Source organism: Demequina capsici, from assembly GCF_032102965.1.
GTDB classification, from domain to species: Bacteria; Actinomycetota; Actinomycetes; order Actinomycetales; family Demequinaceae; genus Demequina; species Demequina capsici.
In genome coordinates, this window is record NZ_CP134880.1 from 1,830,468 (window position 1) to 1,855,252 (window position 24,785).

The 24,785-nt window shown below is 70.0% G+C and carries 30 protein-coding genes; 1 reads left to right on the plus strand and 29 read right to left on the minus strand.

The annotated features are described in order from the left end of the window. Window position 1: 1 nt before the first annotated feature. The 8 genes from dxr to rpsB all read right to left on the minus strand — a co-directional run bounded on the left by dxr (window position 2) and on the right by rpsB (window position 7,041). A complete protein-coding gene (dxr, locus tag RN607_RS08765; protein ID WP_313541936.1) occupies window positions 2-1,162 on the minus strand; it encodes a 1-deoxy-D-xylulose-5-phosphate reductoisomerase in 1,161 nt (386 codons plus the stop codon). Beyond that, window positions 1,162-1,713, minus strand: a complete 552-nt coding sequence (locus tag RN607_RS08770; protein ID WP_313541938.1) for a DivIVA domain-containing protein — start codon at window positions 1,711-1,713, stop codon at window positions 1,162-1,164. Before RN607_RS08770 ends, dxr begins: the two co-directional genes overlap by 1 nt. Further along, on the minus strand, window positions 1,713-2,828 hold the full coding sequence (gene rlmN, locus RN607_RS08775; protein ID WP_313496308.1) for a dual-specificity RNA methyltransferase RlmN: 1,116 nt from the start codon (window positions 2,826-2,828) through the stop codon (window positions 1,713-1,715). The genes RN607_RS08770 and rlmN overlap by 1 nt, the downstream gene beginning before the upstream one ends. Then, window positions 2,825-3,745 carry a phosphatidate cytidylyltransferase gene (locus RN607_RS08780; RefSeq protein ID WP_313541940.1) on the minus strand — a complete coding sequence of 307 codons (921 nt, stop codon included), beginning with the start codon at window positions 3,743-3,745 and terminating at the stop codon, window positions 2,825-2,827. Before RN607_RS08780 ends, rlmN begins: the two co-directional genes overlap by 4 nt. Window positions 3,746-3,911: 166 nt before the next feature. Further along, window positions 3,912-4,469 (minus strand): ribosome recycling factor, encoded by a 558-nt coding sequence (gene frr, locus RN607_RS08785; RefSeq protein WP_313541943.1) that lies wholly within the window; start codon window positions 4,467-4,469, stop codon window positions 3,912-3,914. Window positions 4,470-4,495: 26 nt separating this feature from the next. Further along, on the minus strand, window positions 4,496-5,239 hold the full coding sequence (pyrH, locus tag RN607_RS08790; protein WP_313496313.1) for a UMP kinase: 744 nt from the start codon (window positions 5,237-5,239) through the stop codon (window positions 4,496-4,498). Window positions 5,240-5,297: 58 nt separating this feature from the next. Continuing rightward, complete coding sequence (tsf, locus tag RN607_RS08795; protein ID WP_313496316.1) at window positions 5,298-6,137, minus strand: translation elongation factor Ts; 840 nt, start codon at window positions 6,135-6,137, stop codon at window positions 5,298-5,300. Window positions 6,138-6,150: 13 nt separating this feature from the next. After that, window positions 6,151-7,041 (minus strand): 30S ribosomal protein S2, encoded by an 891-nt coding sequence (rpsB, locus tag RN607_RS08800; RefSeq protein WP_313541944.1) that lies wholly within the window; start codon window positions 7,039-7,041, stop codon window positions 6,151-6,153. Window positions 7,042-7,406: 365 nt separating this feature from the next. Here rpsB and RN607_RS08805 point away from each other — a divergent pair, with 365 nt between their 5' ends. Continuing rightward, the gene (locus RN607_RS08805; protein ID WP_313541946.1) at window positions 7,407-7,979 is read left to right on the plus strand and encodes a peptidoglycan DD-metalloendopeptidase family protein; all 573 of its coding nucleotides are present in this window, start codon (window positions 7,407-7,409) and stop codon (window positions 7,977-7,979) included. On the opposite strand, the gene RN607_RS08810 is transcribed toward RN607_RS08805, so the two are convergent. From RN607_RS08810 to RN607_RS08910, 21 genes are all read right to left on the minus strand, one after another. Then, complete coding sequence (locus tag RN607_RS08810; protein ID WP_313496320.1) at window positions 7,972-8,811, minus strand: sigma-70 family RNA polymerase sigma factor; 840 nt, start codon at window positions 8,809-8,811, stop codon at window positions 7,972-7,974. The genes RN607_RS08805 and RN607_RS08810 overlap by 8 nt on opposite strands. Before the next feature lie 12 nt (window positions 8,812-8,823). Continuing rightward, window positions 8,824-9,753, minus strand: a complete 930-nt coding sequence (locus RN607_RS08815) for a tyrosine recombinase XerC (RefSeq protein WP_313541949.1) — start codon at window positions 9,751-9,753, stop codon at window positions 8,824-8,826. Window positions 9,754-9,915: 162 nt separating this feature from the next. After that, on the minus strand, window positions 9,916-11,076 hold the full coding sequence (locus RN607_RS08820; RefSeq protein ID WP_313541952.1) for a DNA-processing protein DprA: 1,161 nt from the start codon (window positions 11,074-11,076) through the stop codon (window positions 9,916-9,918). Further along, window positions 11,073-12,584, minus strand: a complete 1,512-nt coding sequence (locus RN607_RS08825) for a YifB family Mg chelatase-like AAA ATPase (protein WP_313541954.1) — start codon at window positions 12,582-12,584, stop codon at window positions 11,073-11,075. The genes RN607_RS08820 and RN607_RS08825 overlap by 4 nt, the downstream gene beginning before the upstream one ends. Further along, the gene (locus RN607_RS08830) at window positions 12,581-12,937 is read right to left on the minus strand and encodes a YraN family protein (RefSeq protein WP_313541956.1); all 357 of its coding nucleotides are present in this window, start codon (window positions 12,935-12,937) and stop codon (window positions 12,581-12,583) included. Before RN607_RS08830 ends, RN607_RS08825 begins: the two co-directional genes overlap by 4 nt. A gap of 184 nt (window positions 12,938-13,121) precedes the next feature. After that, window positions 13,122-14,783 (minus strand): MDR family MFS transporter, encoded by a 1,662-nt coding sequence (locus RN607_RS08835; RefSeq protein WP_313541958.1) that lies wholly within the window; start codon window positions 14,781-14,783, stop codon window positions 13,122-13,124. A 26-nt stretch (window positions 14,784-14,809) separates the two neighbouring features. Next, window positions 14,810-15,463 (minus strand): TetR/AcrR family transcriptional regulator, encoded by a 654-nt coding sequence (locus RN607_RS08840; RefSeq protein ID WP_313541961.1) that lies wholly within the window; start codon window positions 15,461-15,463, stop codon window positions 14,810-14,812. Between the two features lie 71 nt (window positions 15,464-15,534). Continuing rightward, window positions 15,535-15,864, minus strand: coding sequence for a DUF2469 domain-containing protein (locus tag RN607_RS08845; protein ID WP_313496330.1), 330 nt, complete (start codon window positions 15,862-15,864; stop codon window positions 15,535-15,537). A gap of 53 nt (window positions 15,865-15,917) precedes the next feature. Further along, window positions 15,918-16,616: a ribonuclease HII gene (gene rnhB, locus RN607_RS08850; RefSeq protein WP_313541964.1), complete on the minus strand. Its 699-nt coding sequence runs from the start codon at window positions 16,614-16,616 to the stop codon at window positions 15,918-15,920. Between the two features lie 3 nt (window positions 16,617-16,619). Next, entirely contained in the window at window positions 16,620-17,321 is a 702-nt protein-coding gene (lepB, locus tag RN607_RS08855) for a signal peptidase I (protein WP_313541966.1), read from the minus strand. Window positions 17,322-17,335: 14 nt separating this feature from the next. After that, the gene (rplS, locus tag RN607_RS08860; RefSeq protein WP_313496334.1) at window positions 17,336-17,683 is read right to left on the minus strand and encodes a 50S ribosomal protein L19; all 348 of its coding nucleotides are present in this window, start codon (window positions 17,681-17,683) and stop codon (window positions 17,336-17,338) included. A gap of 179 nt (window positions 17,684-17,862) precedes the next feature. Then, window positions 17,863-18,585 carry a tRNA (guanosine(37)-N1)-methyltransferase TrmD gene (trmD, locus tag RN607_RS08865; RefSeq protein ID WP_313541969.1) on the minus strand — a complete coding sequence of 241 codons (723 nt, stop codon included), beginning with the start codon at window positions 18,583-18,585 and terminating at the stop codon, window positions 17,863-17,865. Window positions 18,586-18,589: 4 nt separating this feature from the next. Beyond that, a complete protein-coding gene (rimM, locus tag RN607_RS08870; protein ID WP_313496338.1) occupies window positions 18,590-19,129 on the minus strand; it encodes a ribosome maturation factor RimM in 540 nt (179 codons plus the stop codon). A 10-nt stretch (window positions 19,130-19,139) separates the two neighbouring features. Further along, window positions 19,140-19,688: a hypothetical protein gene (locus tag RN607_RS08875; RefSeq protein ID WP_313541972.1), complete on the minus strand. Its 549-nt coding sequence runs from the start codon at window positions 19,686-19,688 to the stop codon at window positions 19,140-19,142. 5 nt (window positions 19,689-19,693) lie between these two features. Next, the gene (locus tag RN607_RS08880; protein ID WP_301129191.1) at window positions 19,694-19,924 is read right to left on the minus strand and encodes a KH domain-containing protein; all 231 of its coding nucleotides are present in this window, start codon (window positions 19,922-19,924) and stop codon (window positions 19,694-19,696) included. A 3-nt stretch (window positions 19,925-19,927) separates the two neighbouring features. Next, window positions 19,928-20,395 (minus strand): 30S ribosomal protein S16, encoded by a 468-nt coding sequence (gene rpsP, locus RN607_RS08885; protein ID WP_313541975.1) that lies wholly within the window; start codon window positions 20,393-20,395, stop codon window positions 19,928-19,930. Window positions 20,396-20,591: 196 nt separating this feature from the next. Further along, window positions 20,592-21,347 carry an FAD:protein FMN transferase gene (locus RN607_RS08890; protein WP_313545412.1) on the minus strand — a complete coding sequence of 252 codons (756 nt, stop codon included), beginning with the start codon at window positions 21,345-21,347 and terminating at the stop codon, window positions 20,592-20,594. Beyond that, window positions 21,347-21,907, minus strand: a complete 561-nt coding sequence (locus RN607_RS08895) for an FMN-binding protein (RefSeq protein WP_313541978.1) — start codon at window positions 21,905-21,907, stop codon at window positions 21,347-21,349. Before RN607_RS08895 ends, RN607_RS08890 begins: the two co-directional genes overlap by 1 nt. Window positions 21,908-21,927: 20 nt before the next feature. Further along, on the minus strand, window positions 21,928-23,355 hold the full coding sequence (locus tag RN607_RS08900) for a ferredoxin reductase family protein (RefSeq protein WP_313541981.1): 1,428 nt from the start codon (window positions 23,353-23,355) through the stop codon (window positions 21,928-21,930). A gap of 116 nt (window positions 23,356-23,471) precedes the next feature. Further along, window positions 23,472-24,305 (minus strand): FAD:protein FMN transferase, encoded by an 834-nt coding sequence (locus RN607_RS08905; RefSeq protein ID WP_313541984.1) that lies wholly within the window; start codon window positions 24,303-24,305, stop codon window positions 23,472-23,474. A gap of 4 nt (window positions 24,306-24,309) precedes the next feature. After that, the gene (locus RN607_RS08910; RefSeq protein WP_313541987.1) at window positions 24,310-24,753 is read right to left on the minus strand and encodes an FMN-binding protein; all 444 of its coding nucleotides are present in this window, start codon (window positions 24,751-24,753) and stop codon (window positions 24,310-24,312) included. Window positions 24,754-24,785 lie beyond the last annotated feature (32 nt).

A 24,785-nucleotide genomic window follows, 5' to 3' on the forward strand; every position in this document is an offset into this window, starting at 1 on the left:
GTCATCGGGCCTGGATCGCGCCGCGCGCTGCCTCTCGGGCCCACCGCTCCGCCTCATCCACAGCCTCCAACGTCACGACGCCAGGCGCCTCATACGCCTCCACAACGCTCCGGACAGTGTCCACGATCCCGAGGAACGGAAGGGCACCGGCCGCGAAGGCCGCGACGCACTCCTCGTTCGCCGCGTTGAACACCGCCGGGTGCAGCCCCGAAGCGGCCACCGCGGCGCGGGCGACGCGGATCGCAGGGAACGCGTCCTCGTCGAGCGGGTGGAAGTCCCACGACTGCGCCTGCGTCCAGTCCATCGCGGGTGCGGCATCGGGAACACGGTCGGGCCAGCCGAGCCCCAACGCGATCGGAAGACGCATGTCAGGCGGCGATGCCTGGGCGATCGTCGAGCCGTCGACGAACTCCACCATCGAGTGCACGATCGACTGCGGGTGCACCACCACGTCGATCGCCCGCATCGGCACGTCGAACAGCAGGTGGGCCTCGATCACCTCGAGCGCCTTGTTCACCATCGAGGCGGAGTTCATGGTGACTACCGGGCCCATGTCCCAGTTCGGATGCTTGAGCGCCTGCTCCGGGGTGACCCCCTGAAGCATGTCCCGCGTCCATCCGCGGAATGCTCCTCCCGAGGCCGTGAGCACCAGACGGCGGACCTCGGAGCGCGCGCCCGCGCGCAGCGCCTGAGCAAGTGCCGAGTGCTCGGAGTCGACCGGCACGATCTGATCTGCGCGCTGGACCGCAGCCTTGACCAGCGCGCCGCCCGCGACGAGCGACTCCTTGTTGGCCAACGCGAGAGTGGATCCGGCCCGGAGCGCGGCGAGAGTGGGCCTCAGCCCCACCGAGCCCGTCACGCCGTTGAGCACCGTGTCGGCACCCACCGACGCCGCGGTCTCGACCGCGTCCGGCCCCGCGATCACCTCGGCGCGCACGCCGCGGGCATGCAGCGCATCGCGCACCGCAGGTGCGGCCTCCGCGCGGGCCACCGCCACGAGCGCGGGCCTCACGAGCGCCGCCTGCGAGGCGATCAGGTCGGGATCAGCGCCGCCCGCGGCTATCGCGACCACGTCGAACGCGTCGGCGTTGCGCGAGATCACGTCGATCGCCTGCGTCCCGATCGAGCCCGTGGAGCCCAGGAGCGAGACCGAGCGGGCCATCACGCCACGCCGAGAAGGATGTCCACCGCCCGTGCGAGGTAGGCATCGACGACCCGCTCGTCGTACGCCGCCCAGCGAGGCTTGCGCGAGAACGTCAGGCTCCGCAGATCCTCGGCGTTCATCGGCTCGCCCCTGTCGAAGAAGCTCGTCAGCCGATCGAGCACATCGTCCACCGCACCGGCGTCGTACCCCGCCGACAGGCCTGCGGGACGCGCGAAGCGCTCGCCGCGCGGGCGCCGCAACCGCGGATACAGCACCTGAGCGCGCTCCGCGAGGTCGGCAAGCCACGCCTCCTGACCGCGGGTCCGGACGAACGAGTCGCGCTGGCGGGTGGCGAATGCCTGCTCGATCCGGTCAAGCGCGGCATCGACGGACTGGGTGGAGTACCCGCCGCGCTTGAGGTCGAACGAGGCGCGGCGAATATCGAGCGCGACCATGGTGTCGCCCTCGGTGTCCTCATAGGCCTCGCGCGCTGCGGTGAAGAACTCTTCGACCTGAGCGCGGCGATACCCGATCTTGAGCCTGCCGGCGCGCGGGAACAGGTCCGTCATCAGTCATCCTCCTTGATCGCGAGCTGGCCGCAGGCGCCGTCGATGTCGCTTCCGCGAGTATCGCGGATCGTCGTGGGTATCCCGTGAGCGCGGAGCCTCCGGACGAACTCGTCCTCCACGGCGGGGTCGGACGCGGTCCACTTGGAGCCGGGGGTCGGGTTCAGCGGGATCGGGTTCACATGCACCCAGCCCGAGCCTCGCTCGTTGAGCTTGCGGCCCAGCAGGTCCGCCCGGTGCGCATGATCGTTCATGTCGCGGATCAGTGCGTACTCGATCGAGACGCGTCGACCCGTCGCGTCGAAGTAGCGCCGTGCCGCGTCGAGGACCTCGTCGACCTTCCAGCGGGTGTTGATCGGCACCAGCTCGTCACGCAGCTCGTCGTCGGGGGCGTGCAGCGACACGGCGAGCGTCACCGGGATGCCCTCCTTCGCCAGCTTGTCGATCGCGGGCACCAGCCCCACCGTCGACACCGTGACATGGCGGGCGGACAGTCCGAAGCCCTCGGGCTCTGGCGCCACCAGGGTGCGCACGGCTGTGAGCACCGCCTTGTAGTTGGCGAGCGGCTCGCCCATGCCCATGAACACGACGTTCGACAGACGGACCTCCTCGCCCAGCTCGCCGTCGCGCGCGGATCGCGCCGCGAGGCGCACCTGCTCGATGATCTCGGCCGCCGAGAGGTTGCGCGTGAGGCCCATCTGGCCGGTCGCGCAGAAGGGGCACGCCATGCCGCAGCCGGCCTGGCTCGTGACGCACAGCGTGGCGCGCTCCGGATACTTCATCAGCACAGACTCGACCTTGACGCCGTCGTGGAGGCTCCACAGCGTCTTCCGTGTGGCGCCCTTGTCGGCCTCGAGCGACCGCACGGGGCTCATGAGGCTGGGGAACAAGGCCTCCACCAGGCCGCCACGAGCGTCGGCAGGCAGGTCCGTCATCTGCTCCGGGTCCACGGTCAGATGGTCGAAGTAGTGCGTCGCCAGCTGCTTGGCACGGAACGACGGCTGGCCGAGCTCGCGCATCGCCTCCTTGCGCTCGTCGACGGTGAGGTCCGCGAAGTGACGCGGAGGCTTGCCCCGACGAGGCGCGGCGAATGTCAGCTTGACGGGGGTGCTCATCATCTTCCCAACGTTCCGAGGGCCGCGGCGAACACCACGTAGGCCGCCGGCGCGGCCAGCAGCAGCGAGTCCAGCCTGTCCATCACTCCACCGTGGCCCGGGATGGCGGAGCTCATGTCCTTGACATCGATGTCGCGCTTGATCGCGGACTCCGCGAGGTCCCCGAGCACCGCGGAGGCGGTGCAGGCGAGACCGACGAGCGTGCCGAGCCACCAACGGCCGTCGAGCAGCAGCATCGCGGCGACGGTGGCAGCGACGGTGCCCAGGACCACTCCCCCGACGAAGCCCTCCCAGGTCTTGTTCGGGCTGATCGTCGGGGCCATCTTGTGGCGGCCCCACAGCATGCCCGCGAAGAGACCACCCGTGTCGTTGCCCACCACGGCGACCACGAACACGACGACGCGCTGCCATCCGTTGTCGGCCTGTTCCATCATGATGATGAACGACCCGAGGAACGGGATCCACAGCAGGGTGAACACCGACGCCAGCGAGTCGGCGAGCGTGTTCTCGATCCGCTCGTCGACCGCGCGCCACGCGACGATCCCAGCGAGACCGACGAGCACGGCCACTGTGAGGCCCTCGGCTCGGCCGAACCAGGTGGCGCTGCCCATGCCGAGCGTCGCGAGGACGAGCGGCACCATCGGCACCTTGCGACCCTGCAGCAGCAGCGCGCGCCGCCACTCGATCACGGCGGCGACGAGGAAGCCGTACACCAGCACCGCGAACACCCGTGGGTCGAACCACGCGGCGGCGACGGTGGCGACCAGCAGGCCGAGCCCGACGACGGTCGCGACCGTGAGGTTCCGGCCCCCGCGAGCTGCGCGCGACGCCCCTGGAGGACGGACCTCGTCGACCTCGTCCGCGGAGGCGGGGTCCGACTGGTCCAGGTCGGCGTCGAGCCCGTCGCCTGCGTCGTCCATCCCGCCGAGCACGCTCGCGCCCCTCTGATCGATGGCGACCGCGCCCGGCCACACCACGTCACCGGGACGCGGCGCCGCACTGCCGGTGTCGAGGGAGGCCTCAGGTTGCGCCGATCGGCGCCGCCCCCACCTCATCGGCAGCCCCTGGATGCGTGCTGTGCTCGCATCAGACCTCGAGCAGCTCGCTCTCCTTGTGCGCGAGAAGTGCATCGACCGCGTCGACATGCTTCTTCGTCAGCGCGTCCAGGTCCTTCTCACCGCGCGTGCCCTCGTCCTCGCCGACCTCGCCGTCCTTGACTGCGGCGTCGATCTGGTCCTTGGCCTTGCGGCGCATGTTCCTGACGGTGACGCGCGCCTCCTCGGCACGGGTCTTCGCGAGCTTGACGTAGTCGCGACGGCGCTCCTCGGTGAGCTGCGGCATGTTGATGCGCAGCACCTTGCCGTCGTCGCTCGGGTTCACGCCCAGGTCCGAGTTGCGCAGAGCGCTCTCGATCTCCTTCTTGGCGGCGACGTCGTACGGCGAGATCACGACGGTGCGCGCCTCGGGCACCGTGATCGATGCCAGCTGCTGCAGCGGGGTGGGCGCGCCGTAGTAGTCCACCGCGATGTTAGCGAACATCGCTGCGGACGCCTGGCCCGACCGGATCGAGGCGAAGTTGTCCTTGGCGACCTCGACCGCCCTGTCCATGTTCTCCTCAGCCTCGAGGAGGATCTCGTCAATCACGTGCGTCTCCTTGTCAGTGCGGCCCGTCAGGCCGTCACGAGCGTCCCGATTCTCTCACCCAGCAGGGCCTTCGTCACGTTGCCCTCGCCCTCGAGCCCGAACACCACCATCGGGACCTTGTTGTCCATCGCGAGCGAGAACGCCGACGCGTCCATCACGTTGAGGCGCTGCTGCAGCGCATCGCGGTAGGTCACGTGCTCCAGCTTCCGTGCGGACGGGTCCTGGCGCGGGTCCGCCGTGTACACCCCGTCGACCCCGTTCTTGCCCATGATGACCTCGGTGCACCGCACCTCGAGCGCACGCTGCACGGAGACCGTGTCCGTCGAGAAGTACGGCATGCCGGCGCCTGCGGCGAAGATCACGACGCGCCCCTTGTCGAGGTGCCGGATCGCCCGCAGCGGGATGTAGGGCTCTGCGACCTGACCCATCGTGATGGCGGTCTGCACACGGGTGGCGACGCCCGACTGCTCCAGGAAGTCCTGAAGCGCGAGCGCGTTCATGACCGTGCCGAGCATGCCCATGTAGTCCGCACGGGCACGCTCCATGCCACGCTGGCTGAGCTCGGCCCCGCGGAAGAAGTTGCCGCCGCCGACCACGATCGCCACCTGCACGCCCTCGCGCACAGCGGCCGCGATCTCGTGCGCGACGCGGGAGATGACGTCGGGGTCGACGCCGATGCCGCCGCCCCCGAACATCTCACCCGAGAGCTTCAACAGCACGCGCCGCGCCGCCGGGGGCGCCGTGTCCGGGATCGAGCTGGTCTCGGACATGGCTTGCCTCCTTGGCGACGCGGCGCGGTTGATGCTGTGTGCTGGTTCCGGCTGGAGACTAGGCTCCCACACGGAAGCGGGCGAAGGCGGTCACCTGACCACCCGTGGCCTCGATGACCTTGCCCACGGTCGTCTTGGGGTCCTTCGCGAAGGCCTGGTCGACCAGGGTGTTCTCCTTGAAGTAACCGTTGAGACGGCCCTCGACGATCTTCGGGAGCGCAGCCTCGGGCTTGCCCTCCGCCTTGGCGGTCTCCTCGGCGACGCGACGCTCGTTGGCGATCGTCTCCTCGGAGGCGTCCTCACGGACCAGGTAGATCGGCGAGTACGCGGCGATGTGCATCGCGATGTCACGCGCGACCTCGGCCGCCTTCGCGTCCGACCCGACGAGGACTCCCACCTGGGCGGGCAGGTCCTTGTTGGTGCGGTGCAGGTACTCGGAGACGACCGGTGCCTCGATGCGGGCGACGCGACGCAGGACGATCTTCTCGCCGAGCGTGCCGGCCGCGGCGTCGATGTAGGCGCCGACCGTGGTGTCCTCGATCGGGGCGGCGAGCGCGGCCTCGGCGTCTGCCGCACCCGCGGCGACCACCGCTGCGAGCACGTCGCCGGCGAGCGCGATGAACTTGTCGTTCTTCGCCACGAAGTCGGTCTCGGAGTTGAGCTCGATCAGCGTGCCGGCCTGGCCGCCGTCGATGTCGGCGATGTGAGTGATGACGAGTCCCTCGGAAGCCGAGCGGCCCTCTCGCTTCGCCACGCCCTTGAGGCCCTTGACGCGAAGGATGTCGACGGCGGCGTCGATGTTGCCATCCGCCTCATCGAGCGCCTTCTTGACGTCGAGCATGCCGGCGCCGGTGCGCTCGCGGAGCGCCTGGATGTCGGCAACGGTGTAGTTCGCCATGTGTCGCGGGTCCTTACTTCTCGTCAGCCGGGGCAGCAGCCTCGGCGGTCTCGGCAACGGTCTCCTCGGCGGCGGGGGCCTCGACGGTCTCCTCGGCTGCAGCCTCGGCGGCGGGAGCCTCGTCGGCCTTCGCGCCGTCCAGGAGCTCCTGCTCCCACTCTGCCAGCGGCTCCTCGACGCCCTCGGCCTCGGCCTCGGTGCCGGTCTTGACCGCATGACGCTGCTTGATGCCGTCGGCCACCGCATCCGCGATCACGCGCGTGAGCAGGCCGACGGCGCGGATGGCGTCGTCGTTCCCGGGGATGCCGTACGAGACGTCGTCAGGGTCGCAGTTCGAGTCGAGGATGCCGACGACGGGGATGCCGAGCTTCTGCGCCTCGTCGATCGCCAGGTGCTCCTTGTTGGAGTCGACGACCCAGATGGCCGAGGGGACCTTGGCCATGTCGCGGATGCCACCGAGGGTCTTGGCGAGCTTGTCCTTCTCGCGACGAAGACCGAGCAGCTCCTTCTTCGTGCGGCCGGAGCCTGCGACGTCGTCGAAGTCGATGAGCTCGAGCTCCTTGAGGCGCGCGACACGCTTGCTCACGGTGGCGAAGTTGGTGAGCATACCGCCGAGCCAGCGCTCGTTCACGTACGGCATGCCGACGCGCGAGGCCTGCTCGGCGATGGTCTCCTGCGCCTGGCGCTTGGTGCCGACGAAGAGGATGTTGCCGCCGTGCGCGACGGTCTCGCGGACGAACTCGTAGGCGTTGTCGATCATCGACAGCGACTGCTGCAGGTCGATGATGTAGATGCCGTTGCGCTCGGTGAAGATGAAGCGCTTCATCTTGGGGTTCCAGCGGCTGGTCTGGTGGCCGAAGTGGACACCCGAGTCGAGCAGCTGGCGCATGGTCACGACGGCCATGGCACTTCCTATTCCGCACGCGCCTGCGCGTGCCTGATGTTGTGGTGGGCGAGCCCACCGGTGTTCGGTTGACGGCGATCCCATGGTGGGATCGCCCCTGGCGCCTGCGCGGTTCCGCACCGAGCGAGCTCGGACCTTGCGTCTCCGGCGCATCCCGGCCGCGGGTGTGATCCCCCGTCCGGGCGCGATAGGCGCGCGACGTCATCCGGGCATGCCGGATGCGGGGTCGATCATACCTGACCGCGCGCGGGAGTTTCGACCCGAGCCGAAGTGCCGTCGTCCCCAGGCTCCCAGATGGCTACCGATGTCCACAGCGTCGCCGTCCGCGTCGTCTGCACGCTCGCCGACGGACCAGCATCCGAGGCGTGACCTCCCGCCTTCTCTCCCCTGTCCTTGCGCTGCTCGCCTGCGCTCCGCTCCTCTGCGCCGCCGCCATTCCTGCCACCGCACCCTCCGGCGCCGCCGGCTCCGTGCGTGCCGATGTCGAGACGCCGACTCCCCTGCTCGCGTCGCCACTGGTGCGTACGACGGTCGTCCACGGCGTCGACCTGCCGGACGACCCGTGGCTCCCTGGACATCGTGGGGTGGACCTCGCGACCTCTGTCGGCGCGTCCGTCCGCGCGCCCGCGGACGGCACCGTGACCTTCAGCGGCGACGTCGCGGGCAGACCTGTCGTGGTGGTGACGTTGGACTCGACGAACCTGCGAACCACGTTGGAGCCGGTCGTGGCGACGGTTGACCGTGGGTCCCGGGTGCACACCGGGCAGGAGATCGGGGTGGTCTCAGACGCCGCCGTCACGCCGAGCATGGGCCACTGCGCCCCGGCGGCGTGCCTGCACTGGGGACTCAAGCGTGACGAGGAGTACCTGGATCCGCTGGATTGGACTGTCGGCTGGGGACCGATCCGACTGAAGCCGATGCCGGCAGACGTCAGCTGAAGGCGCCGGTCTTGACGAGCGTCTCGCGAAGCTTCTTGACCGCCGCGGAGTGGATCTGAGAGACACGCGACTCGGTGACGCCGAGGATCCGCCCGATCTGGGCGAGGGTGAGGTTCTCGTAGTAGTACAGGCGGAGCACCTCCTGCTCACGTTCGCGCACCTGCTGCACCGCATCCGCGAGCAAGGACCGGGTCTCGTGGTGCTCCACGGCGCGGGCCGCCCCAGGCACCGAGAGCGCGGCGACCGTGTCCAGGGCGGTCGTGTCGTCACCGATACCGCCGAGGGTGTCGAGCGCCGCCACGTGGCTCAGCGCGACCTGCGCACGCACGGTCCGCACCTCGGCCGTCTGCCACTCGAGGTGGCGCGCCACATCCTCGTCGGTGACCGGCCCCTGCACGCTCTGCTCGAGCTGGCGAGTCGCCGCCTCGACCGTGCGCGCCTTGGCGCGCACCGACCGAGGAACCCAGTCCGCAGCCCGGAGCTCGTCGATGATCGCGCCCCTCACGCGCTGACTGGCATACGTCTCGAACTTGAAGCCGCGTGCAGGCTCGAACTTCTCGACCGCGTCGATGAGGCCGAACATGCCGTACGAGACCAGGTCGCCCAGCTCCACGGACTCCGGCAGCCTGCCGATCATGCGAGTCGCCACGTGAGTCACCAGCGGAGCGAAATCGGTGATGAGACCGTCGCGCGCCTCCCGACGCTCCTCGGGGTCAGCGCTGCGAAGCGAGGTCCATCTTGGGTCAAGATCGCTGGGCGTCCTGTCCTCGACGGCGACGTGCGGCTCCTGCTGCGTCTCGAGGTGCTTCAGCACCGTGTTGAGCTCCGACATGGCATTCCCCTCTTATGCGCGCGGATGTGCGAGCTGGTATGCGGTCCGCAGGCGATCTGCGGACACGTGCGTGTAACGCTGCGTGGTGGTGAGGCTCGCGTGCCCGAGCACCTCCTGGACCGACCTGAGATCGGACCCGCCGTCGAGCAGGTGTGTGGCGGCCGTGTGGCGCAGCCCGTGGGGCGCGATGTCCGGGACGCGCGCCAGGCGGCAGAGCCGGTGCACCGCCTCGCGCACCTGACGCTGGTCCGCGCGAGCACCGCGGCGTCCCAGCAGCAGCGCGCTTCCAGACTCCGAGGACAGCAGCGCCTGGCGCCCGTCCTCGAGCCACAGGTCCAGCGCCTTCGCCGCCGGCTCGCCGAACGGCACCATCCGCTCCTTGCCGCCCTTGCCCATGACGCGCACGAGCCGCTCGCGCACATCCACATCGTGGACGTCGACTCCCACGAGCTCGCCGACGCGCATCCCTGTCGCGTAGAGAAGCTCGAGCGCCATCCAGTCGCGCTGATGGATCGGGTCACCGTCATCGCACCGACGGCGCGCGGTCTCCAGCAAGGCCAGGACATCGTCGATCGAGATGACGTCCGGGATGGTCGATGCAGGTCGCGCGGAGGCAAGCCTGAGCGCGGGGTTCGCTTCGAGACGGCCCGAGTCGTGGGCCCACGCGAAGAATGCGCGCGCCGAGGCACCGCGGCGGGCGAGCGTCGTGCGCGACAGTCCTGCGGAGGCCATGGCTGCCAGCCATGCCCGAAGATCCGCGAGCCCCAGCCCGTGCAGCACCGCGTCCGCGTCAGCCTCAGAGCCGGCGACCGCATCCACGAGATGCGACAGGTCGCCGAGGTAGGCGCGCACCGTGTTGCCCGAGAGGCCGCGCTCATGGCGCAGGTGACCCTCGAAGGCGACGAGCATCTCGCTCGCCTCGATGCGTGACGTTATCGGCATGCGGTCACTGTGACACCGTCACTCCCGTCTAATCAACCCCTCCAGTCACATTTGTCACATCCATTTCTAAGAATGACTGCCGTTTGTCCTTTTTCACCCGTTTTGGAGGGGGGATGACGGGAGAATATGCCTCACCACTTGGCGATCGAAAAGCCCGAATCCTCACAAGATGCGTCGATAGATTCCGCCTTCGTAGGACACCTTTCCCGCCGCCACGAGGCCCGCAAGCGCGCGCCGCGTGTCTCCAAGCTCCAATGAGCCTTCCGTGGAGATCTGGTCCAGAGCGGACCCACCCCGCGGGATCGCGTCGTACGCCGCGCGCTGCTCGCGCGACGCGAAGGCGATCGGCCCGGTGGTGTCCGGGTCGACCGGTTGCGGCACCGCGTCCAACGGCTTGACCAGCTCGAGGACATCAGCTGCGGACGTCACGAGGACGGCACCCAGCTCACGGATCAGACGATGAGCGCCCGCGGACGCCGCGGACGTCACCGGGCCCGGCACCGCACCGACCGGGCGCGCGATCTCCATCGCGTGGTGCGCGGTGCTCAGAGCGCCGGACCGGTAGGCCGCCTCGACCACGACGGTGGCGGCCGCGCACGCGATGAGCCTGTTGCGACTGAGGAACCGACTGCGATGCGGGGCCGAGCCCGGCGGCACCTCGCTCACGACACAGCCGTTCCTCAGCACGTCGTCCCGAAGGCTGGCGGTGCCCGCGGGGTACCAGCGATCCACTCCGCCAGCCATGATCGCCACCGTCCGGCCGCCGGCGGCGATCGCGGACCTGTGCGCCGCCGCGTCGATCCCGAAAGCCCCTCCCGACACGACGGTCCTGTCGTCAGCCACGACACCGGCCGCGATCTCCGCCGCCACGTGGCTGCCGTAGGCCGTGGCAGCGCGCGAGCCGACCAACGCGATCGACCCCTCGAGCACGGACCGGAGCGGCCCCCCGCGGACGTAGAGCGCCATGGGCGCCGCAGCGCCGAGCGCGTGCACGGCCTCGGGCCAGCCGTCGTCAGCGGGCGTGAGGACATATCCGCCGACCGCCGCACATCGGTGCCGATGCATCGCAGGATCGGCCCGGTCGAGGCGGCGGCCCCACGTGGAGGCGGACCGTACGATCCGCGCGAGCGACCGTGGCTCGACGTCAGGCCCGACGCGCTCGATCAGGCCCGCGAGCGCCGCCTGGGGTCGGCCGACGCACTCGCGAAGCCACGCAAGCGCTTCCACCGGACCCAGGACGGCGAGCAACGCGGCCGCTGCCGGATCCAGCGGCTCCGCAATCGCGCTCCATGCGACCCAGGCATCGGACTCCGAGCCGCTCATGCGCCGCTCCGACGGAGCAGCAGCGCCTGCTCCACGTGGTCGCGGCCCGGACCTGACGAGCCGTCGAGGTCCGCGAGCGTCCACGCGACGCGAAGCGTCCTGTCCGCGCCGCGCGCTGAGACGAGGCCCCGATCGAGCGCGATCCACACCGGACGGCACGCCTCCTTCGCCGTCCTCTCGCGGAGCCAAGAGCCGGACACCTGGGCGTTGGCGGCCCAGCCCGTGTGGGCGAGGCGGGCGGCGGCACGTTCCCGCGCGGTGGTCACCCGCTCCGCCACCGTCGCGCTGCGCTCCCCCTCAGGTTGATCTCCACGCGTCGCGGGCAGGACCGCGATCTGAAGGTCGACGCGGTCCAGCAGCGGGCCTGACAGGCGGCCCAGATAGCGTCTGCGCTCCAGCGGAGAGCAGACGCATCCTGCGCCGGCGCCGTAGAACCTGCCGCAGGGGCAGGGGTTCGCTGCGAGCACCAGCTGGAATCGCGCGGGATAGCGTGCCGCGCCGTGCGCACGGTGCAGGACGATCTCGCCTGACTCGAGCGGCTGTCGCAGCGTCTGGAGGACGCGCGCGGAGAACTCGGGAGCCTCGTCGAGGAAGAGGACCCCTCCGTGGGCGCGAGAGATCGCGCCGGGACGTGCGATCAGGGATCCGCCGCCGACGATCGCGGCGGCGGAGGCGCTGTGGTGCGGCGCCTCGAAGGGTGGCCTCCGTAGCAGCCCCCCGACCGGGTCGAGTGAACCCGCCAGCGAGTGGACGGAGGTGGCGATCACCGCGTCCGCCTCGGACAGGTTCGGCAGGATGCCTGGCAGGCGCTCGGCGAGCATGGTCTTGCCGGCGCCAGGCGGACCGGTCATCAACAGGTGATGGCCCCCTGCCGCCGCGACCTCGAGCGCCCATCTCACGTCGGCCTGGCCACGCACCTCCGACAGATCCATGGCGCGCACCGGACCTTGCACGGGCGCGACCGACCTGGCAGGAATGGTCGAGGTCGGTACCGCCGTGTCGTTGCCGTAGTGGCGCAGCAGCTCCGCGAGTGTCGCGACGCCCCGGACTCGCGCGCCCGCGACCAGCCGAGCCTCGTCCACGTTGCCCAGCGGCACCACCACGTCGGGGAAGCCGGCGGCCACCGCCGCCGCGACCATGGGGAGCACTCCTCTCAGCGGTCGAACACGCCCGTCGAGGCCGAGCTCGCCCAGATGGATCGCATCGCCTGGCGCGCCGTGCGGGATCTCCTGGGCCGCCGCCAGAGCGGCGACTGCGATCGCGAGGTCGGTGACCGAGCCTGACTTGGGCAGCGATGCGGGCGAGAGGTTCACCGTCACGCGTCGTGCGGGCCAGGAGAGCCCCGAGGACGAGGTGGCGGCGCGCACCCGGTCGCGCGCCTCGCCGAGCGAGGCGTCAGGCAGCCCGACGATCGTGAACGCGGGCAGGGACGCCGCGAGATGCGCCTCGACCTCGATCACGTGTCCGGCGAGACCGAGCAGCACCACGGAACGGGTGCGGCCGATCATCCGACGGCCTTGAGATGCTCGAGCGTCGGACCGCCCGCGCGTGGCAGGGTCACAGCGATCACGTCGATGCGTACCTCTGACCAGCGCCCCTCATGCGCCGCGAGCCACGCGGCGGTGAGGGTGCGGAGCTTGACGAGCTTGCGCGGGGTCACCGCCTCCAGGGGCGAGCCCATTGCGCTCCCCCGCCGCGTCTTGACCTCGACCACGACGAGCGACGCTCCATCGACCGCGACGATGTCCAGCTCACCACGGGCGCACCGCCAGTTGCGGTCGAGCATCCGCCAGCCCAGCTCCTCGAGTCGCCTCGCCGCGACGTCCTCGCCGTACCTGCCGACCGCGTCCTTCGCTGCCATGTCCCACCTCCGGGACCACAGCCTGCGCCGATGCGCCGCTCAGCGGTCGGACCGGGCGGCACCGTGGGGAAGACGCCCGGAAAGGTTCGGTCGGTGGACGACCGCGGGGCGGCAAGCGCCACCGCTCACCCGGCGGCGGACGCACCCCGCACAGCAGCCCCCGCTCGCGCCGAGGTCGGGCGGATCAGCGCTCCGCTGCCGCCTGACCGTCGCCCGCCTCGGACGGACCTACGACGCCTCCTGTCGCGGAGACCGGCTCCACGTCGTCGACCACGTAGTCGGGACCATCCATATGAGACGGCTCGATCACGGGCTCGCGATCGAGAGTGGTGCGCAGCGGCACCTCCTTCAGGAAGGACAGCAGCAGCAGCGACACTACCGACAGCGGCATGATGTACAGGAACACCGGGGTCAACGCGTCGTTGTAGGAGCTCACGATCGCATCCTGCAGCTGCTGCGGGAGCTCCAGCACCGCGGACGGCGTGAGCGAGTTCGCGTCGCTCAGGCTCCCCGAGCCTGAGGGCACGCGCTCGACCAGCAGCGAGACCAGGTTGTTCGTGAAGATCGATCCCACGACGGCGGCACCCAGCGACGCGCCGATCTGCCGGAAGTAGTTGTTCGCGGCGGTCGCGGTGCCGACCATGCTCAGCGGGAACGTGTTCTGCACGATGAGCACGAGCACCTGCATCTGGAACCCGAGGCCCATGCCGAACACGGCGAGGTAGGCGCAGGTGAGCCAGATCGGCTGGTCCCACGTCATGGTCGACAGCAGGTACATCGCGACGCCGATGATCACGGCGCCCAGCAGCGGGTAGCGCTTGTACTTCCCGGTGGTGCTCACGCGACGCCCGACGATGATCGATGTAGGGAGCATCGCAGCCATCATGGGGATCATCAGCAGACCCGCCTCGGTGGCGTTGACCTGCGCCACCATCTGCAGGTAGGTGGGCATGTAGGCGAGCGTGCCGAACATCGCGATTCCCATGAGAAGACCCGCCGCGGTGGTCAGGTTGAAGTTGCGCTCGCGGAACAGCAGGAGCGGCATGATCGGCTCCACCGCCCGGCGCTCCACGAGCACGAAGGCGACGCCGGCCACGACCGTCACGACGATGAGGGTCACGATCACCGGCGAGTCCCAGGCGTACTGGCCGCCGCCCCAGGACGTGAACAGCACCAGCGCCGCCGACGCGATCGCGATGAGCATCATGCCCGCGATGTCGAGCCGGGGACGCGCCCGGTCCTGCGGAGCGGGGTGGAGGAACAGGATCGCCGACAGGATCGCGAGCGCTCCGAGCGGGATGTTGATCCACAGGCACCAGCGCCAGTCGACGGACTCGGTGAACCAGCCCCCGAGCAGCGGACCGATCACGGACGCGAGCGCGAAGACCCCACCCATGACGCCCATATAGCGTCCACGCTCACGCGCGGGGACGATGTCCGCGATGATCGCCTGCGACAGGATCATCAAGCCGCCACCGCCGAGACCCTGGATGGCGCGACCGGCGATGAGCTCGGTCATCCCCTGCGCCAGGCCTCCCACGATGGAGCCGACGATGAACAGCGTGATGGCACCGATGAACAGCGGCTTGCGCCCTACGAGGTCGCCCAGCTTGCCGTAGACAGGCATCATGATCGTGGCAGCCAGGATGTACGCGGTCGTGACCCACAGCATGTGGTTCACGCCGTCGAGCTCGCCGACGATCGTCGGCAGCGCGGTCGAGAAGATGGTCTGATCGAGCGCTGACAGCAGCATGGCCGTCATCAGCCCGACGAACACCAGCAGGATGCTGCGGTGGTCGGGGGCAGCGGTCGGGTCTGCCCGATGAGGCACGTTCTGGTCTGACATGGGGACTCCTTGCGTCGGTCGCGCCGTCAGCGGCGGGACGTCTGGGTGAGGCGCCGGATGCTCGGCACCAGGTCGTGGATGAACATCTCGAGCTCGCGGAAGTCTGCGCGCCCCTCGGCGAGCCACGCGCGTCCGACGGCCTGGACCACCGCGGTGGCGAGCGCCACGAGAAGCGTCGACTCCTGCGCGAGCGCGCTCTCGTCGAGGTCGGGGTGTCGCGCCGCGAGGCGCGCACGGGCCACCTCGGCGAGCGCCTCTCGGTGATGGCCGACGCGCGCGATGTTCTGCGCAGCGAGCCGCGGTTCTGCGTCCAGCAGGGCGCGACGGAGGCGGAAGAGCTCCTGATCCGGTTGGGAGGAGGCCCATGCCTCGGCCACCATCAGCGCGAACGCCTCGACGTCGCTGACGTCGTCACGCGCGAGGAAGCGGGCGATCTGATCGGCGTCCGGCTCGGGCTTCGCGTCGCCCAGCAGCGCGTCGTCACGGCTTGCGAAGTAGTTGTAGAAGGTGCGGGGAGAGATGCCTGCCCGATCCGCGATCTGCTCGACCGTGACCGAGTCCAGCCCCTGGTCGAGGCACAGCTCGACGGCAGCCAGCTGGGTGGCGATGCGCGCCTGCTGGAGCTTGCGCTCGCGCAGACCAGGGTTGCCGCGCGACGCGCCGGGGATCACGTCCTGCACACGACGAATTCTTGCAGGATCTGCAAGTTCACGCCAGATCAGCCATGGCGGCGGGTGGGAGGAGGCCTCGCTCAGCGCCCACGGAGCTGGCGTAGATCAGGGATCGAGTGGTCGTCGTCGTGCGCGAGCTCCTCGATGTTGACGTCCTTGAACGTCACGACCCGCACGTTCTTCACGAGCCGCGCCGAACGGTACACGTCCCACACCCACGCGTCTGACATGGCCACCTCGAAGTAGACGTCACCGCCGGAGGCCCTGACCTGGAGGTCGACCTTGTTCGCCAGGTAGAACCGGCGTTCCGTCTCCACCACGTAGTGGAAGAGGCCCACGACGTCGCGGTACTCACGGTAGAGCGCCAGCTCTGCCTCGGTCTCGTAGTTCTCAAGGTCCTCGCTGCTCACGCTCCCATTGTGACCGATCGCGAGCGATGCGCATCGCGACGCGGCGGGATCGGTCAGGCCTGGCGCGCCGGAAGGGACCAGCTGAGCCGATGAAGAGGGCTGGGCCCGAGCGCCCGGAGGGCCTCGAGATGCACGGGAGCGCCGTAGCCCTTGTTGCGTTCCCAGCCGTAGTCCGGGTGCGCGGAGTCGGCGTCCGTCATCAGTGCGTCCCGCTCGACCTTCGCGAGCACCGAGCCCGCCGCGATCGAGGCGCAGCGGCCATCTCCCTTGACGACCATGGTCACCGGAGGGACTGCGGGCGCGCCTGGAACGAGCGATGCGATCGCGTCGACGCCGGACCTGGTCGCGAAGAGGTCCGCGGCGGGCGCGGAGAGCCAGTCATGCGTGCCGTCGAGCAGGATGGCGTCCACCACCACCCCGTCTGCGGCGAGCGTGGCAAGTCCGCGGAGTCCGGCGAGCCGCAACGCGCCGACGATGCCGAGCTCATCGATCTCGACGGCGGACGCGTGCGCCACCGCCCTTGCGACGCCGTACGTCGCGAGCTCCTTCGCCATCGCGACACGGCGCAGAGGCGTCAGCTGCTTGGAGTCGGCGAGTCCGTCGGGCCACGTGTCGCACGGAACGAGCGCGCAGATCCCCACGCTCACGGGCCCCGCGAGCGCACCGCGGCCTACCTCGTCGATGCCGGCGACGACACGGGCGCCCGAGTCCCAGAGGGCGCGCTCATGCGCCAGGGAGACCTCGCTGCGCATGCGTCAGGCCTGTCCGGAGTCGACCAGGGGGTTGCCGATGCCTCCCCAGTGGTCGATCGGCCACACGGTGACGAAGGCGGTGCCGACGACGGAGCTCATGGGAATGGTCCCGCCGCCAGGAAGGCCCATGTGATAGCGCGAATCTGCGGAGTTGTCGCGGTTGTCCCCCATGACCCACAGCGAGTCCGCAGGGACGGTGATGGTGAACTCGGCTCCGCAGGGCTGCGATCCCTGGGCCAGATAGTCCTCCTGCAGCGCCACGCCGTTCACCTTGACCTGGCTGTCGGCGCTGTCGCACTCGACGGTGTCGCCCGGGAGCCCGATGACGCGCTTGACGAGATGCTCGCCTGAGTCCTCTGGAAGCAGCCCCACGAACTGGAGGACGTCCTGCACGCCCTTCTGGACACCGGTGACGGGCACGGTCTCCTCGCCGGAGAGCCAGCCGCCGGGATCCTTGAACACGATGACGTCGCCGCGCCGTAGCTCCAGCGGGTCCGGACGCCATTTGGTGACGAGGATCCTGTCACCCTCGAGGAGCGTGGGATGCATCGAACCCGAGGGGATCCAGAAGGACTGGAAGAAGAAGGTCTTGATGATCAGCGAGAGGACCAGCGCGGCGACCGCGATGATCGCGATCTCCCTGAACCAGCCCCATACACGGGCGCCGGCGGACGGAGCGTCTGCTCCGTGCGCCGGCTGCCGCATGTAGTCGCTGATGACTAGTTCTCGCGCTTCTCGCGGATGCGAGCCGCCTTGCCGCGAAGGCCGCGCAGGTAGTAGAGCTTCGCGCGGCGGACGTCACCGCGCGACACGACCTCGAGCTTGTCGATGGTGGGGGCGTTGATGGGGAACTTGCGCTCCACGCCGACGCCGAACGAGATCTTGCGGACCGTGAAGGTCTCGCCGATGCCCTGGCCGTGACGGGCGATGACGACGCCCTTGAAGACCTGGATACGGGAGCGGTTGCCCTCGACGACCTTCACGTGGACGTTGACGGTGTCACCGGCACGGAAGTCCGGGATGTCGTTGCGGATCTGGCCCGCGACGACGGAGTCAAGCTTCTGCATGACGTGTCTCTCCTCGCACATGCCACAGGTCACCATGCGGTTCTGCCCTGAGGCGACGATAGTGAATGGCCCGCTCCGGTCAGGTGCTCCACCCCCTGTGGCAGGTGAGAGCGCCGGGCGCGCCGACGCACCATTCTGCCATACGCCGCGACCGCGGACAAAGCCAGGTGCGACGCCGGTCAGAGGGCTTCCGTGCCTCTGTCGGCGAGCATGTCGGGACGACGCTCGCGCGTGCGCTCCAGCTGCTGCTCATGACGCCATGCGGCGACCTTGCCGTGATGCCCGCTCAAGAGGACGGGCGGCACCTCGAGCCCACGCCACGAGGCGGGCCGCGTGTACGACGGGTACTCGAGCAGGCCGTCCGAGTGCGACTCCTCGACGATCGACTCCGCGTTGCCCATGAAGCCAGGGATCAGCCGCGTGACCGCCTCGATCATGGCGAAGGCCGCCACCTCTCCCCCGTTCAGCACGTAGTCTCCGAGGCTGACCTCGAGCACGCGGAAGCCCCGCCCCGCGTAATGCTCGGCGACGCGCGCGTCGATCCCCTCGTAGCGGCCACAGGCGAACACGAGCTGGGGAGACTCGGACAGCTCGGCCGCAAGCGCCTGCGTGAAGGGGACGCCTGCAGGGCTGGGGATCACGAGGACGCCGCCCTCCTCGAGCACGTCGTCGAGGGCGCTTCCCCACACGTCGGGCTTCATGACCATGCCCGCGCCGCCGCCGAACGGTGCGTCGTCGACGGTCCGGTGCGCGTCCGGGGTGCCGTCGGCCTTGAAAGCGGCCCAGTCGCGCAGCTGGTGGACATGGGTCTCCACCAGGGCAGCCTGCCGCGCCTTGCCCAGGAGCGACACGTCGAGCACCTGGAAGAACTCGGGGAAGATCGTCAGCACGTCGATCCGCACGGGGTCAGGCCTCCCCGGCCGTCTCGCCGGTGCTCTCCGGCTGCTCGCCGTCGAGCAGGCCGTAGGGCGGGTCCACGACCACTCGGCCGGTGTCGACGTCGACCTCGAGCACGAAGTCCGCGACGAACGGGATCAGGGCGCGATGGCCCGACGCCTGCGCGACCACCAGCAGGTCCTGCGCCGGCATCGGCTGAAGGTCGACGACCTTGCCGACCAGGGTGCCATCGGGCCGCTCTGCCGTGAGGCCGACGAGCTCGTGCACGAACCAGGCATCGTCCTCCTCGTCCTCGTCGGCATCGATGAGCAGCGACACCCCGCGGGCCGCCTCGGCCGCGTCGCGGTCCCGCAGCTGCTCGAACTGCACGTACCAGCGCCCCGACTGCTGGCGGGTGCGCGTCACCGTGAGCGGTCCCACCGCCGACGGCTCCGTGGAGAACGAGGCGCCTGGCACCAACCGCTCCTCGGGGATGTCCGTCCGCAGCTCGACGGACACCTCGCCCTTCAAGCCGTGCGCGCGTCCGATCCGCGCCACCGTCACGATCATGCGGTCAAGCCTAGGGCTGGTCAGGGGTAGGGCGGTCGCGATGCGCGCCGCGACCGCGGCCCAGGTCGTTGAGCGTGACCGTCAGCGAGGTGCCCACCTCGGCGAACGCTGCGGCGAGGGCATCGAGATCGGCCTCCCGCACGGGAGACGGGCTCACGAGGCTGACGTGAGCCGTCCCCTGCGTGAACCGATAGACGTGGGTGGCGCCCAGGAACGACGACTGGCGCATGACCGCGACCGCGACGGGCTCGCCGGCGGTCATCGCATGGTGGCGGGTGCGCCAGGCCATCAGCGGAGGGGTGATCATGATCCCCGTGGCGCCGGCGTCGACGCGCGCGAGCGGCACGACCCCGAGACTCTTGGCGACGTCCCAGCAGAGCCAGAGGGTGACGCCGATGATGACGACCGCCAGCAGGATCGCGGAGACGGAGGGGTTGCCGCCGAGGACGACGCTGATCGCGGCGACGGAGAGCGCGGCCATGAAGACCACGCTCAGGCCCGGGACGATCAGGCGCAGCACCGAAGGACGTGCGGCTCGGAGGACGACTGCCTCACCCACGGCGCTCAGGCGACGTCGACGATGTTCACACGCACATCGTCACGCGACACGGCGTCGACGACGGTGCGGATCGCCTGCGCAGTGCGGCCGCGACGGCCGATCACGCGCGGCAGGTCGTCCGGGTGGACGACCACGTTCAGCGTGGTGCCTCGACGCCCCGAACGCTCGGTGACGCGCACGTCGTCCGGGTTGCGGACGATGCTGCGGACAAGGAACTCCAGGGCGTCGAGGACCATCGCTTAGTTCTCCTCGGACTCGACGGACTCGACGGCCTCGTCCTCGGCGGGGGCCTCCTCGGCGACAGCCTCGGCGGCGGCGGCCTTGGCGGCCTCCTCCTTCTTCGCTGCGGCGGCGGCCTTGGCCTTCTCCGCGGCGTCGGCGTGAGCCTTGATGGCATCCTCGGCGGAGGCCTTGCCAGCGGCGACCTTGACGGTGCTCTTGGCGTCCTTGTCACCCTTGAAGGTGCCCCAGTCGCCGGTCAGCTTCAGCAGCGCCTCGACCTGCTCGGTCGGCTGCGCGCCGACGGAGAGCCAGTACTGGGCACGCTCCGAGTCGATCTCGATGACCGAGGGCTCCTCGGTGGGGTGGTACTTGCCGATCTCCTCGATCGCACGGCCATCGCGCTTGGTGCGCGAGTCCATGACGACGACACGGTAGAACGGCGCACGCTTCTTGCCGAAGCGCTTGAGGCGAATCTTCACAGCCATGCTGTGTGCTCCTTCTTCATTCGGTGTGAGCCGGGTCAGGCACCTCGGGGAATCACGGGGGCCCGCCTGACAAGACGAATCGCACGTGCGGGTAGAGGGCCGCACGCACTAGCGGACAAGTATGCCAGACGCGCGGGTCCTGGAGCGAACGCTGCGGCGTGCGCGCACAGGGCCCGCCACAGTCATGGAGGCGGGGTCACGCCGCCCACCTCCAGCCGGGAGAGCGATCGGCGACCACCTGGCCGTCGACCATGCGCAACGCGAGCACGTCCATGCCGTGCTCCTGCGCGGCGAGGGCGACGCTCTCCCCGCCGGCGACGATCGCCGTGGCCCACGCGTCACAGGCGATCAGATCGTCGCCGACGACGCTCGCCTGAACATACCAAGGCGCGCCGCCGGTGGTGGTCCAGATGTGGTCGCCGTGGATCGAGGTGCCTGACGTCGCGATGGCCGTGCGTCCTCGGCCCAGCTCGATCGCGCCGACGGACCGGAAGCGGTCCTCGGGGTGCGCGATGCCCACACGCCACGCACGCCCAGCCTCGGGACCGATTCCCGACACCATCGCGTCACCGGCGCACCCCCAGAGCCAGCCCCTCGCCTGGAGGGCGTCGAGACGCCAACGGACCCTGTCCATCGCCCACGTCTTCACGATCCCGGTCGGGTCGATCTGCCCGCCGTCGCGGATGGCCGTGAACGCGTTCGCGGTCGACTCGCTGTACTCCGCGCACAGGTCGAGCACCTGCTCGACCGCCGGAGGGCAGTCCGCGACGGCGATCTCGCCGCGGCCGAGGCGAGACACGCAGGAGTCCGCCTTGAACGTGGAGAACACCGAGTCGGCCCACGTCAGGTCCCGCTCCACGTGGAGCATGGTCTCCCTGAGCAGCTGCTCGTCCACGGAGTCGTCGACGTCGAGCGTGAAGTCCATCGCCATCGCGTGAGCGGAGACGATCATCACAGGCCCGCCTGGCTGAACGCGTCCGCCACCGAGTTCGCGAAGCCCTGCGACGTGTAGCTCGCGCCTGAGATATAGCTGACGCTCGAGCTCTGGGTGTCCAGCACCTCCTGGATGAGCTTGGGGAGCGCATACGACTTGATCTGCTGCGACTCGCGGTCGTTCGAGCCCTCCTGGACCAGGGTCACGTCGGTGACCTCACCGTTCGACACGGTGATCTCCACCTGGTAGACGCCGTACCGCGTCTGGACGGCCTTCCCGGTGTAGGTCGCGTCGCTCGAGCTGGACGACGTGCTCGTGCCGGTGGAGGTCGACGTGCTCGTGTCGGTCGAGGACGAGCCGGTGGTGGTCGAGCTGGACGATGTCGAGCCCGAGGTGGAGCTGCTGGAGTCCGTGGTCGTGGTGCCGGTCGAGTCGGACGTGGTCGACGAACCCGTGGTTCCCGTGGTGGACGACGCCGAGTACGACACCGTGTCGGTCGCCTTGGGCGTGAGCGCCCAGCCGGTGGTCAGCACCGCGGCGGCGGCACCACCCACGACGAATGCGCGTGAGGTCTTCATGTCAGGTCTCCTTCTTCGCCTTACCAGGCGAACTCCTCGCGGTGGATGGCATGGTCGGGGATGCCTGCGGCGCGGGCATCCGCCTCGACCTGGAGCCCCCATTCCACGGGTCCGCAGATGTACAGGTCGGTGTCCTTGGGCCGTGCGACGGTGCCGACAAGGCTCACCGGACGCTCCGTGGTCCCCCACGTGGTTCCTCGACGGCCCAGCAGCTCGGCGTAGCGGGCGCCCCTCGCCGACGCGAGGTGCTGGATCTCGTCGATCAGCGGCACCTCGGCGCGCGAGCGGCCACGCACGACCACCGAGATGGCTCCCCACGCGGGAGCGTCCTCGAGCAGCGCTCGCAGCGGCGTGACGCCGATCCCTGCGCCCACCAGGAGCAGGTCGCGACCGGTGCGGCTCTCGTGCGTGAAGATCCCCAGCGGGCCCTCGATCCACGCGGCGGTTCCGGGCTTCAGCCTCGCGAGCGCGGACGAGGCGTCGCCGAGAGGCTTCACGGTGATCCTCAGCGTGTCCCCCGGCGCTGCGGACAGCGAGTAGGGGTGCATCTCCTTCATGAACGCCCACCGGCCGAACGCGACGTTGAGGAACTGGCCCGAGCGCACGCCGATCCGGCGGACGCCGCGGCCCCCGAGCGTGATGGTCACCGAGCCGTCGGTCTCACGACGCACCGAGGACACGCTCAGGTGGTGGCGGCGGTTGACGGCGATCGGCTTGACGACGCGCCAGTACAGGAACGCCGCGCCCGAGCCGGCCCACAGGACGAACCAGAACCACCAGGCGACGCCCATCTGCCGGAAGGTCTCCCCCTGCAGGAACTGGTGCGGCACGGCGAGCGCGATGCTGATGTAGCTGAGCAGGTGGATCGCGTGCCACTTGTGGTAAGGGATGCGCGCCCGGGCGGACGCGAACGACGTCACCAGGACGACGAGCGTGGCGGCCAGCGAGACGAGCGCCCAGGCGAGGAACCAGCCGTACGACCAGTACGCGATCAGCTGCGAGGCCGGGTTGGTGCCGGCCACGTGCGAGTCGGCGACGGTGACGGTGGCGATGTGCAGGAGCATCACCACCACCGAGGTGACGCCGTACTCGGTGTGCAGCATGATCGCCTTGTCGTGGCCGATCGCGCGATCGATCCACGGCGCGCGGGAAGCGAGGAGCAGCTGTGCCAGCATCATCACCGCGGCGACGATGCCCAGCGCACGAGAGATCATCGCGAGCCAGCCCCACATCCCCGAGTTCAGGAAGGCCCCCGACTGGATCATGAAGGCGATGCCGGTGATCGCGGTGAGCCAGACGAGCGCCTGAAGCGCGTCGGCGCGGCGGCGCTGACGCTTGCTCGCGCCAGGTCCGGGGGCGCGCAGCCCTGTGCCTGCCGGAAGGTGGGACGGGCGCCGCGTGTCCCTGGTCGTGCTGCTGCGGCCCGGAGGCGTCGCGGTGATGGTCATGCGATTCCCTTCGTGAGTCCCCGCCGGTCGCCAGGCGACCTGATGGGCTCGATGCTTCTCCGCGAACCTGGGAACTGACTGAGAACCGGTTCGGAAGTCGCCGGGGATCGCGACACTCAGTACCGGAGCCTAGGCCAGCCCGGCGTCGACACGGCGTCGTACCCGCCTGTGGAGCGACCGGCGACCACGGCGAGCGCAGCGATCCCTCGCGCTGCCGCGAGCGCAAGCGTGACGGGACCGCCCGCCGCGATCGCCGTGGCCCACGCGTCGCACATCACGAGATCGTCGCCTGCGACGGATACCTGCAGGTAGTGCCGAGCGACATCGCCGGTGACAGGATCCCAGAGGTGGTCCGTGGACTGCGCACCCCCCGACGTCGCGAGCGCTGCGAACCCCTGCCGCAGCGTGATCACGTCGATCGGGCGGGTGCCGGCGGGAGCACCCCGCACGGCCGGGTCGGCGATCCCGACACGCCAAGGCCCGCGCCCCCAGGTCGAGACATCGCCCGCCGCGTCCACCAGCCACGCCTCGGATCCCGCGTCCGCGAGGAGGGGCAGCGCCCGCGCCACGGCCCACGCCTTCACGATCCCCGTGGGGTCCGGGGCGCCGTCCGGGTAGGTCACCGGCAGCCTTGCCGCCGCGCGGCGCCGCAGCCGCGCGTCGAAGGCGCCGTCCGTCGCCTGCCGCCAACGTTCCGCAAGGGCGAGCACCTCGGCGATCTCGGGCGCGGCGTCGTCCACGGACAGCTCGCCCCGCGCGACCCTGCTCATGGGCGTCTCGGGCCGCCACAGCGACAGCAGCGCGTCGGCCTCCCGAAGCGACTCGCCGAAGGCGCGCACCGCGTCGTCGGCCGCCGAGGGATCCCTGATGCCGCGCAGGTGCACCGTGAAGGGCATCGCCATCGCGTGCACCACGAGGGAGCTGACGTCAGGCTCGGGCGCGTCCTGCATCGCGCTACACCCCGGCGTCGTCGAACGCCCCGTGCACCGACTCGAGGAACGCGGGCGACGTGAACGACGCCCCCGAGTACGCATCGACATCCCAGTCCTGAGCCTCGAGCACCCTTCTGGCGAGCTCCGGGATCGCCTGGGCGTTGATGCGCTCGGACTCGGGAGCGGTCGTCCCAGCCGTCACCGCGTCGACGGCGACGACCAGGCCGTCCGTCACGGTGATGCGCGCCTGGTAGTCGCCGCGGGCGTTCGTCACGACCGGACCCTCGAACGTGCCCGAGACGCCGCCTGCGGCGCCTCCGCTCGCCGCGCCGCTCGCGGTCCCCGCCCCCGGCTGACCGGCACCGCCGAGGTCCACCGCGGGCGCACCCTTGGGCGCGCTCACGTACCCCGCCGCCACGATCGCCGCGGAGCCGACGACGATGATCGCCCTTCTTCCGCGCCTCATCGCTTCACCCCGCCCTTCTCGAGGCGCACCCG

Bases quoted from the DNA above. Each gene is read 5' to 3' on its own strand.
- dxr (WP_313541936.1), bottom strand. From the start codon at position 1,162: ATGGCCCGCTCGGTCTCGCTCCTGGGCTCCACGGGCTCGATCGGGACG.
- RN607_RS08770 (WP_313541938.1), bottom strand. From the start codon at position 1,713: ATGACGGACCTGTTCCCGCGCGCCGGCAGGCTCAAGATCGGGTATCGC.
- rlmN (WP_313496308.1), bottom strand. From the start codon at position 2,828: ATGATGAGCACCCCCGTCAAGCTGACATTCGCCGCGCCTCGTCGGGGC.
- RN607_RS08780 (WP_313541940.1), bottom strand. From the start codon at position 3,745: ATGGACGACGCAGGCGACGGGCTCGACGCCGACCTGGACCAGTCGGAC.
- pyrH (WP_313496313.1), bottom strand. From the start codon at position 5,239: ATGTCCGAGACCAGCTCGATCCCGGACACGGCGCCCCCGGCGGCGCGG.
- tsf (WP_313496316.1), bottom strand. From the start codon at position 6,137: ATGGCGAACTACACCGTTGCCGACATCCAGGCGCTCCGCGAGCGCACC.
- rpsB (WP_313541944.1), bottom strand. From the start codon at position 7,041: ATGGCCGTCGTGACCATGCGCCAGCTGCTCGACTCGGGTGTCCACTTC.
- RN607_RS08810 (WP_313496320.1), bottom strand. From the start codon at position 8,811: ATGTCGGAGCTCAACACGGTGCTGAAGCACCTCGAGACGCAGCAGGAG.
- RN607_RS08815 (WP_313541949.1), bottom strand. From the start codon at position 9,753: ATGCCGATAACGTCACGCATCGAGGCGAGCGAGATGCTCGTCGCCTTC.
- RN607_RS08820 (WP_313541952.1), bottom strand. From the start codon at position 11,076: ATGAGCGGCTCGGAGTCCGATGCCTGGGTCGCATGGAGCGCGATTGCG.
- RN607_RS08825 (WP_313541954.1), bottom strand. From the start codon at position 12,584: ATGATCGGCCGCACCCGTTCCGTGGTGCTGCTCGGTCTCGCCGGACAC.
- RN607_RS08830 (WP_313541956.1), bottom strand. From the start codon at position 12,937: ATGGCAGCGAAGGACGCGGTCGGCAGGTACGGCGAGGACGTCGCGGCG.
- RN607_RS08835 (WP_313541958.1), bottom strand. From the start codon at position 14,783: ATGTCAGACCAGAACGTGCCTCATCGGGCAGACCCGACCGCTGCCCCC.
- rnhB (WP_313541964.1), bottom strand. From the start codon at position 16,616: ATGCGCAGCGAGGTCTCCCTGGCGCATGAGCGCGCCCTCTGGGACTCG.
- lepB (WP_313541966.1), bottom strand. From the start codon at position 17,321: ATGCGGCAGCCGGCGCACGGAGCAGACGCTCCGTCCGCCGGCGCCCGT.
- rplS (WP_313496334.1), bottom strand. From the start codon at position 17,683: ATGCAGAAGCTTGACTCCGTCGTCGCGGGCCAGATCCGCAACGACATC.
- rimM (WP_313496338.1), bottom strand. From the start codon at position 19,129: ATGATCGTGACGGTGGCGCGGATCGGACGCGCGCACGGCTTGAAGGGC.
- RN607_RS08880 (WP_301129191.1), bottom strand. From the start codon at position 19,924: ATGGTCCTCGACGCCCTGGAGTTCCTTGTCCGCAGCATCGTCCGCAAC.
- rpsP (WP_313541975.1), bottom strand. From the start codon at position 20,395: ATGGCTGTGAAGATTCGCCTCAAGCGCTTCGGCAAGAAGCGTGCGCCG.
- RN607_RS08890 (WP_313545412.1), bottom strand. From the start codon at position 21,347: ATGATCGTCTCCGCTCACGCGATGGCGATGGACTTCACGCTCGACGTC.
- RN607_RS08895 (WP_313541978.1), bottom strand. From the start codon at position 21,907: ATGAAGACCTCACGCGCATTCGTCGTGGGTGGTGCCGCCGCCGCGGTG.
- RN607_RS08900 (WP_313541981.1), bottom strand. From the start codon at position 23,355: ATGACCATCACCGCGACGCCTCCGGGCCGCAGCAGCACGACCAGGGAC.
- RN607_RS08905 (WP_313541984.1), bottom strand. From the start codon at position 24,305: ATGCAGGACGCGCCCGAGCCTGACGTCAGCTCCCTCGTGGTGCACGCG.
- RN607_RS08910 (WP_313541987.1), bottom strand. From the start codon at position 24,753: ATGAGGCGCGGAAGAAGGGCGATCATCGTCGTCGGCTCCGCGGCGATC.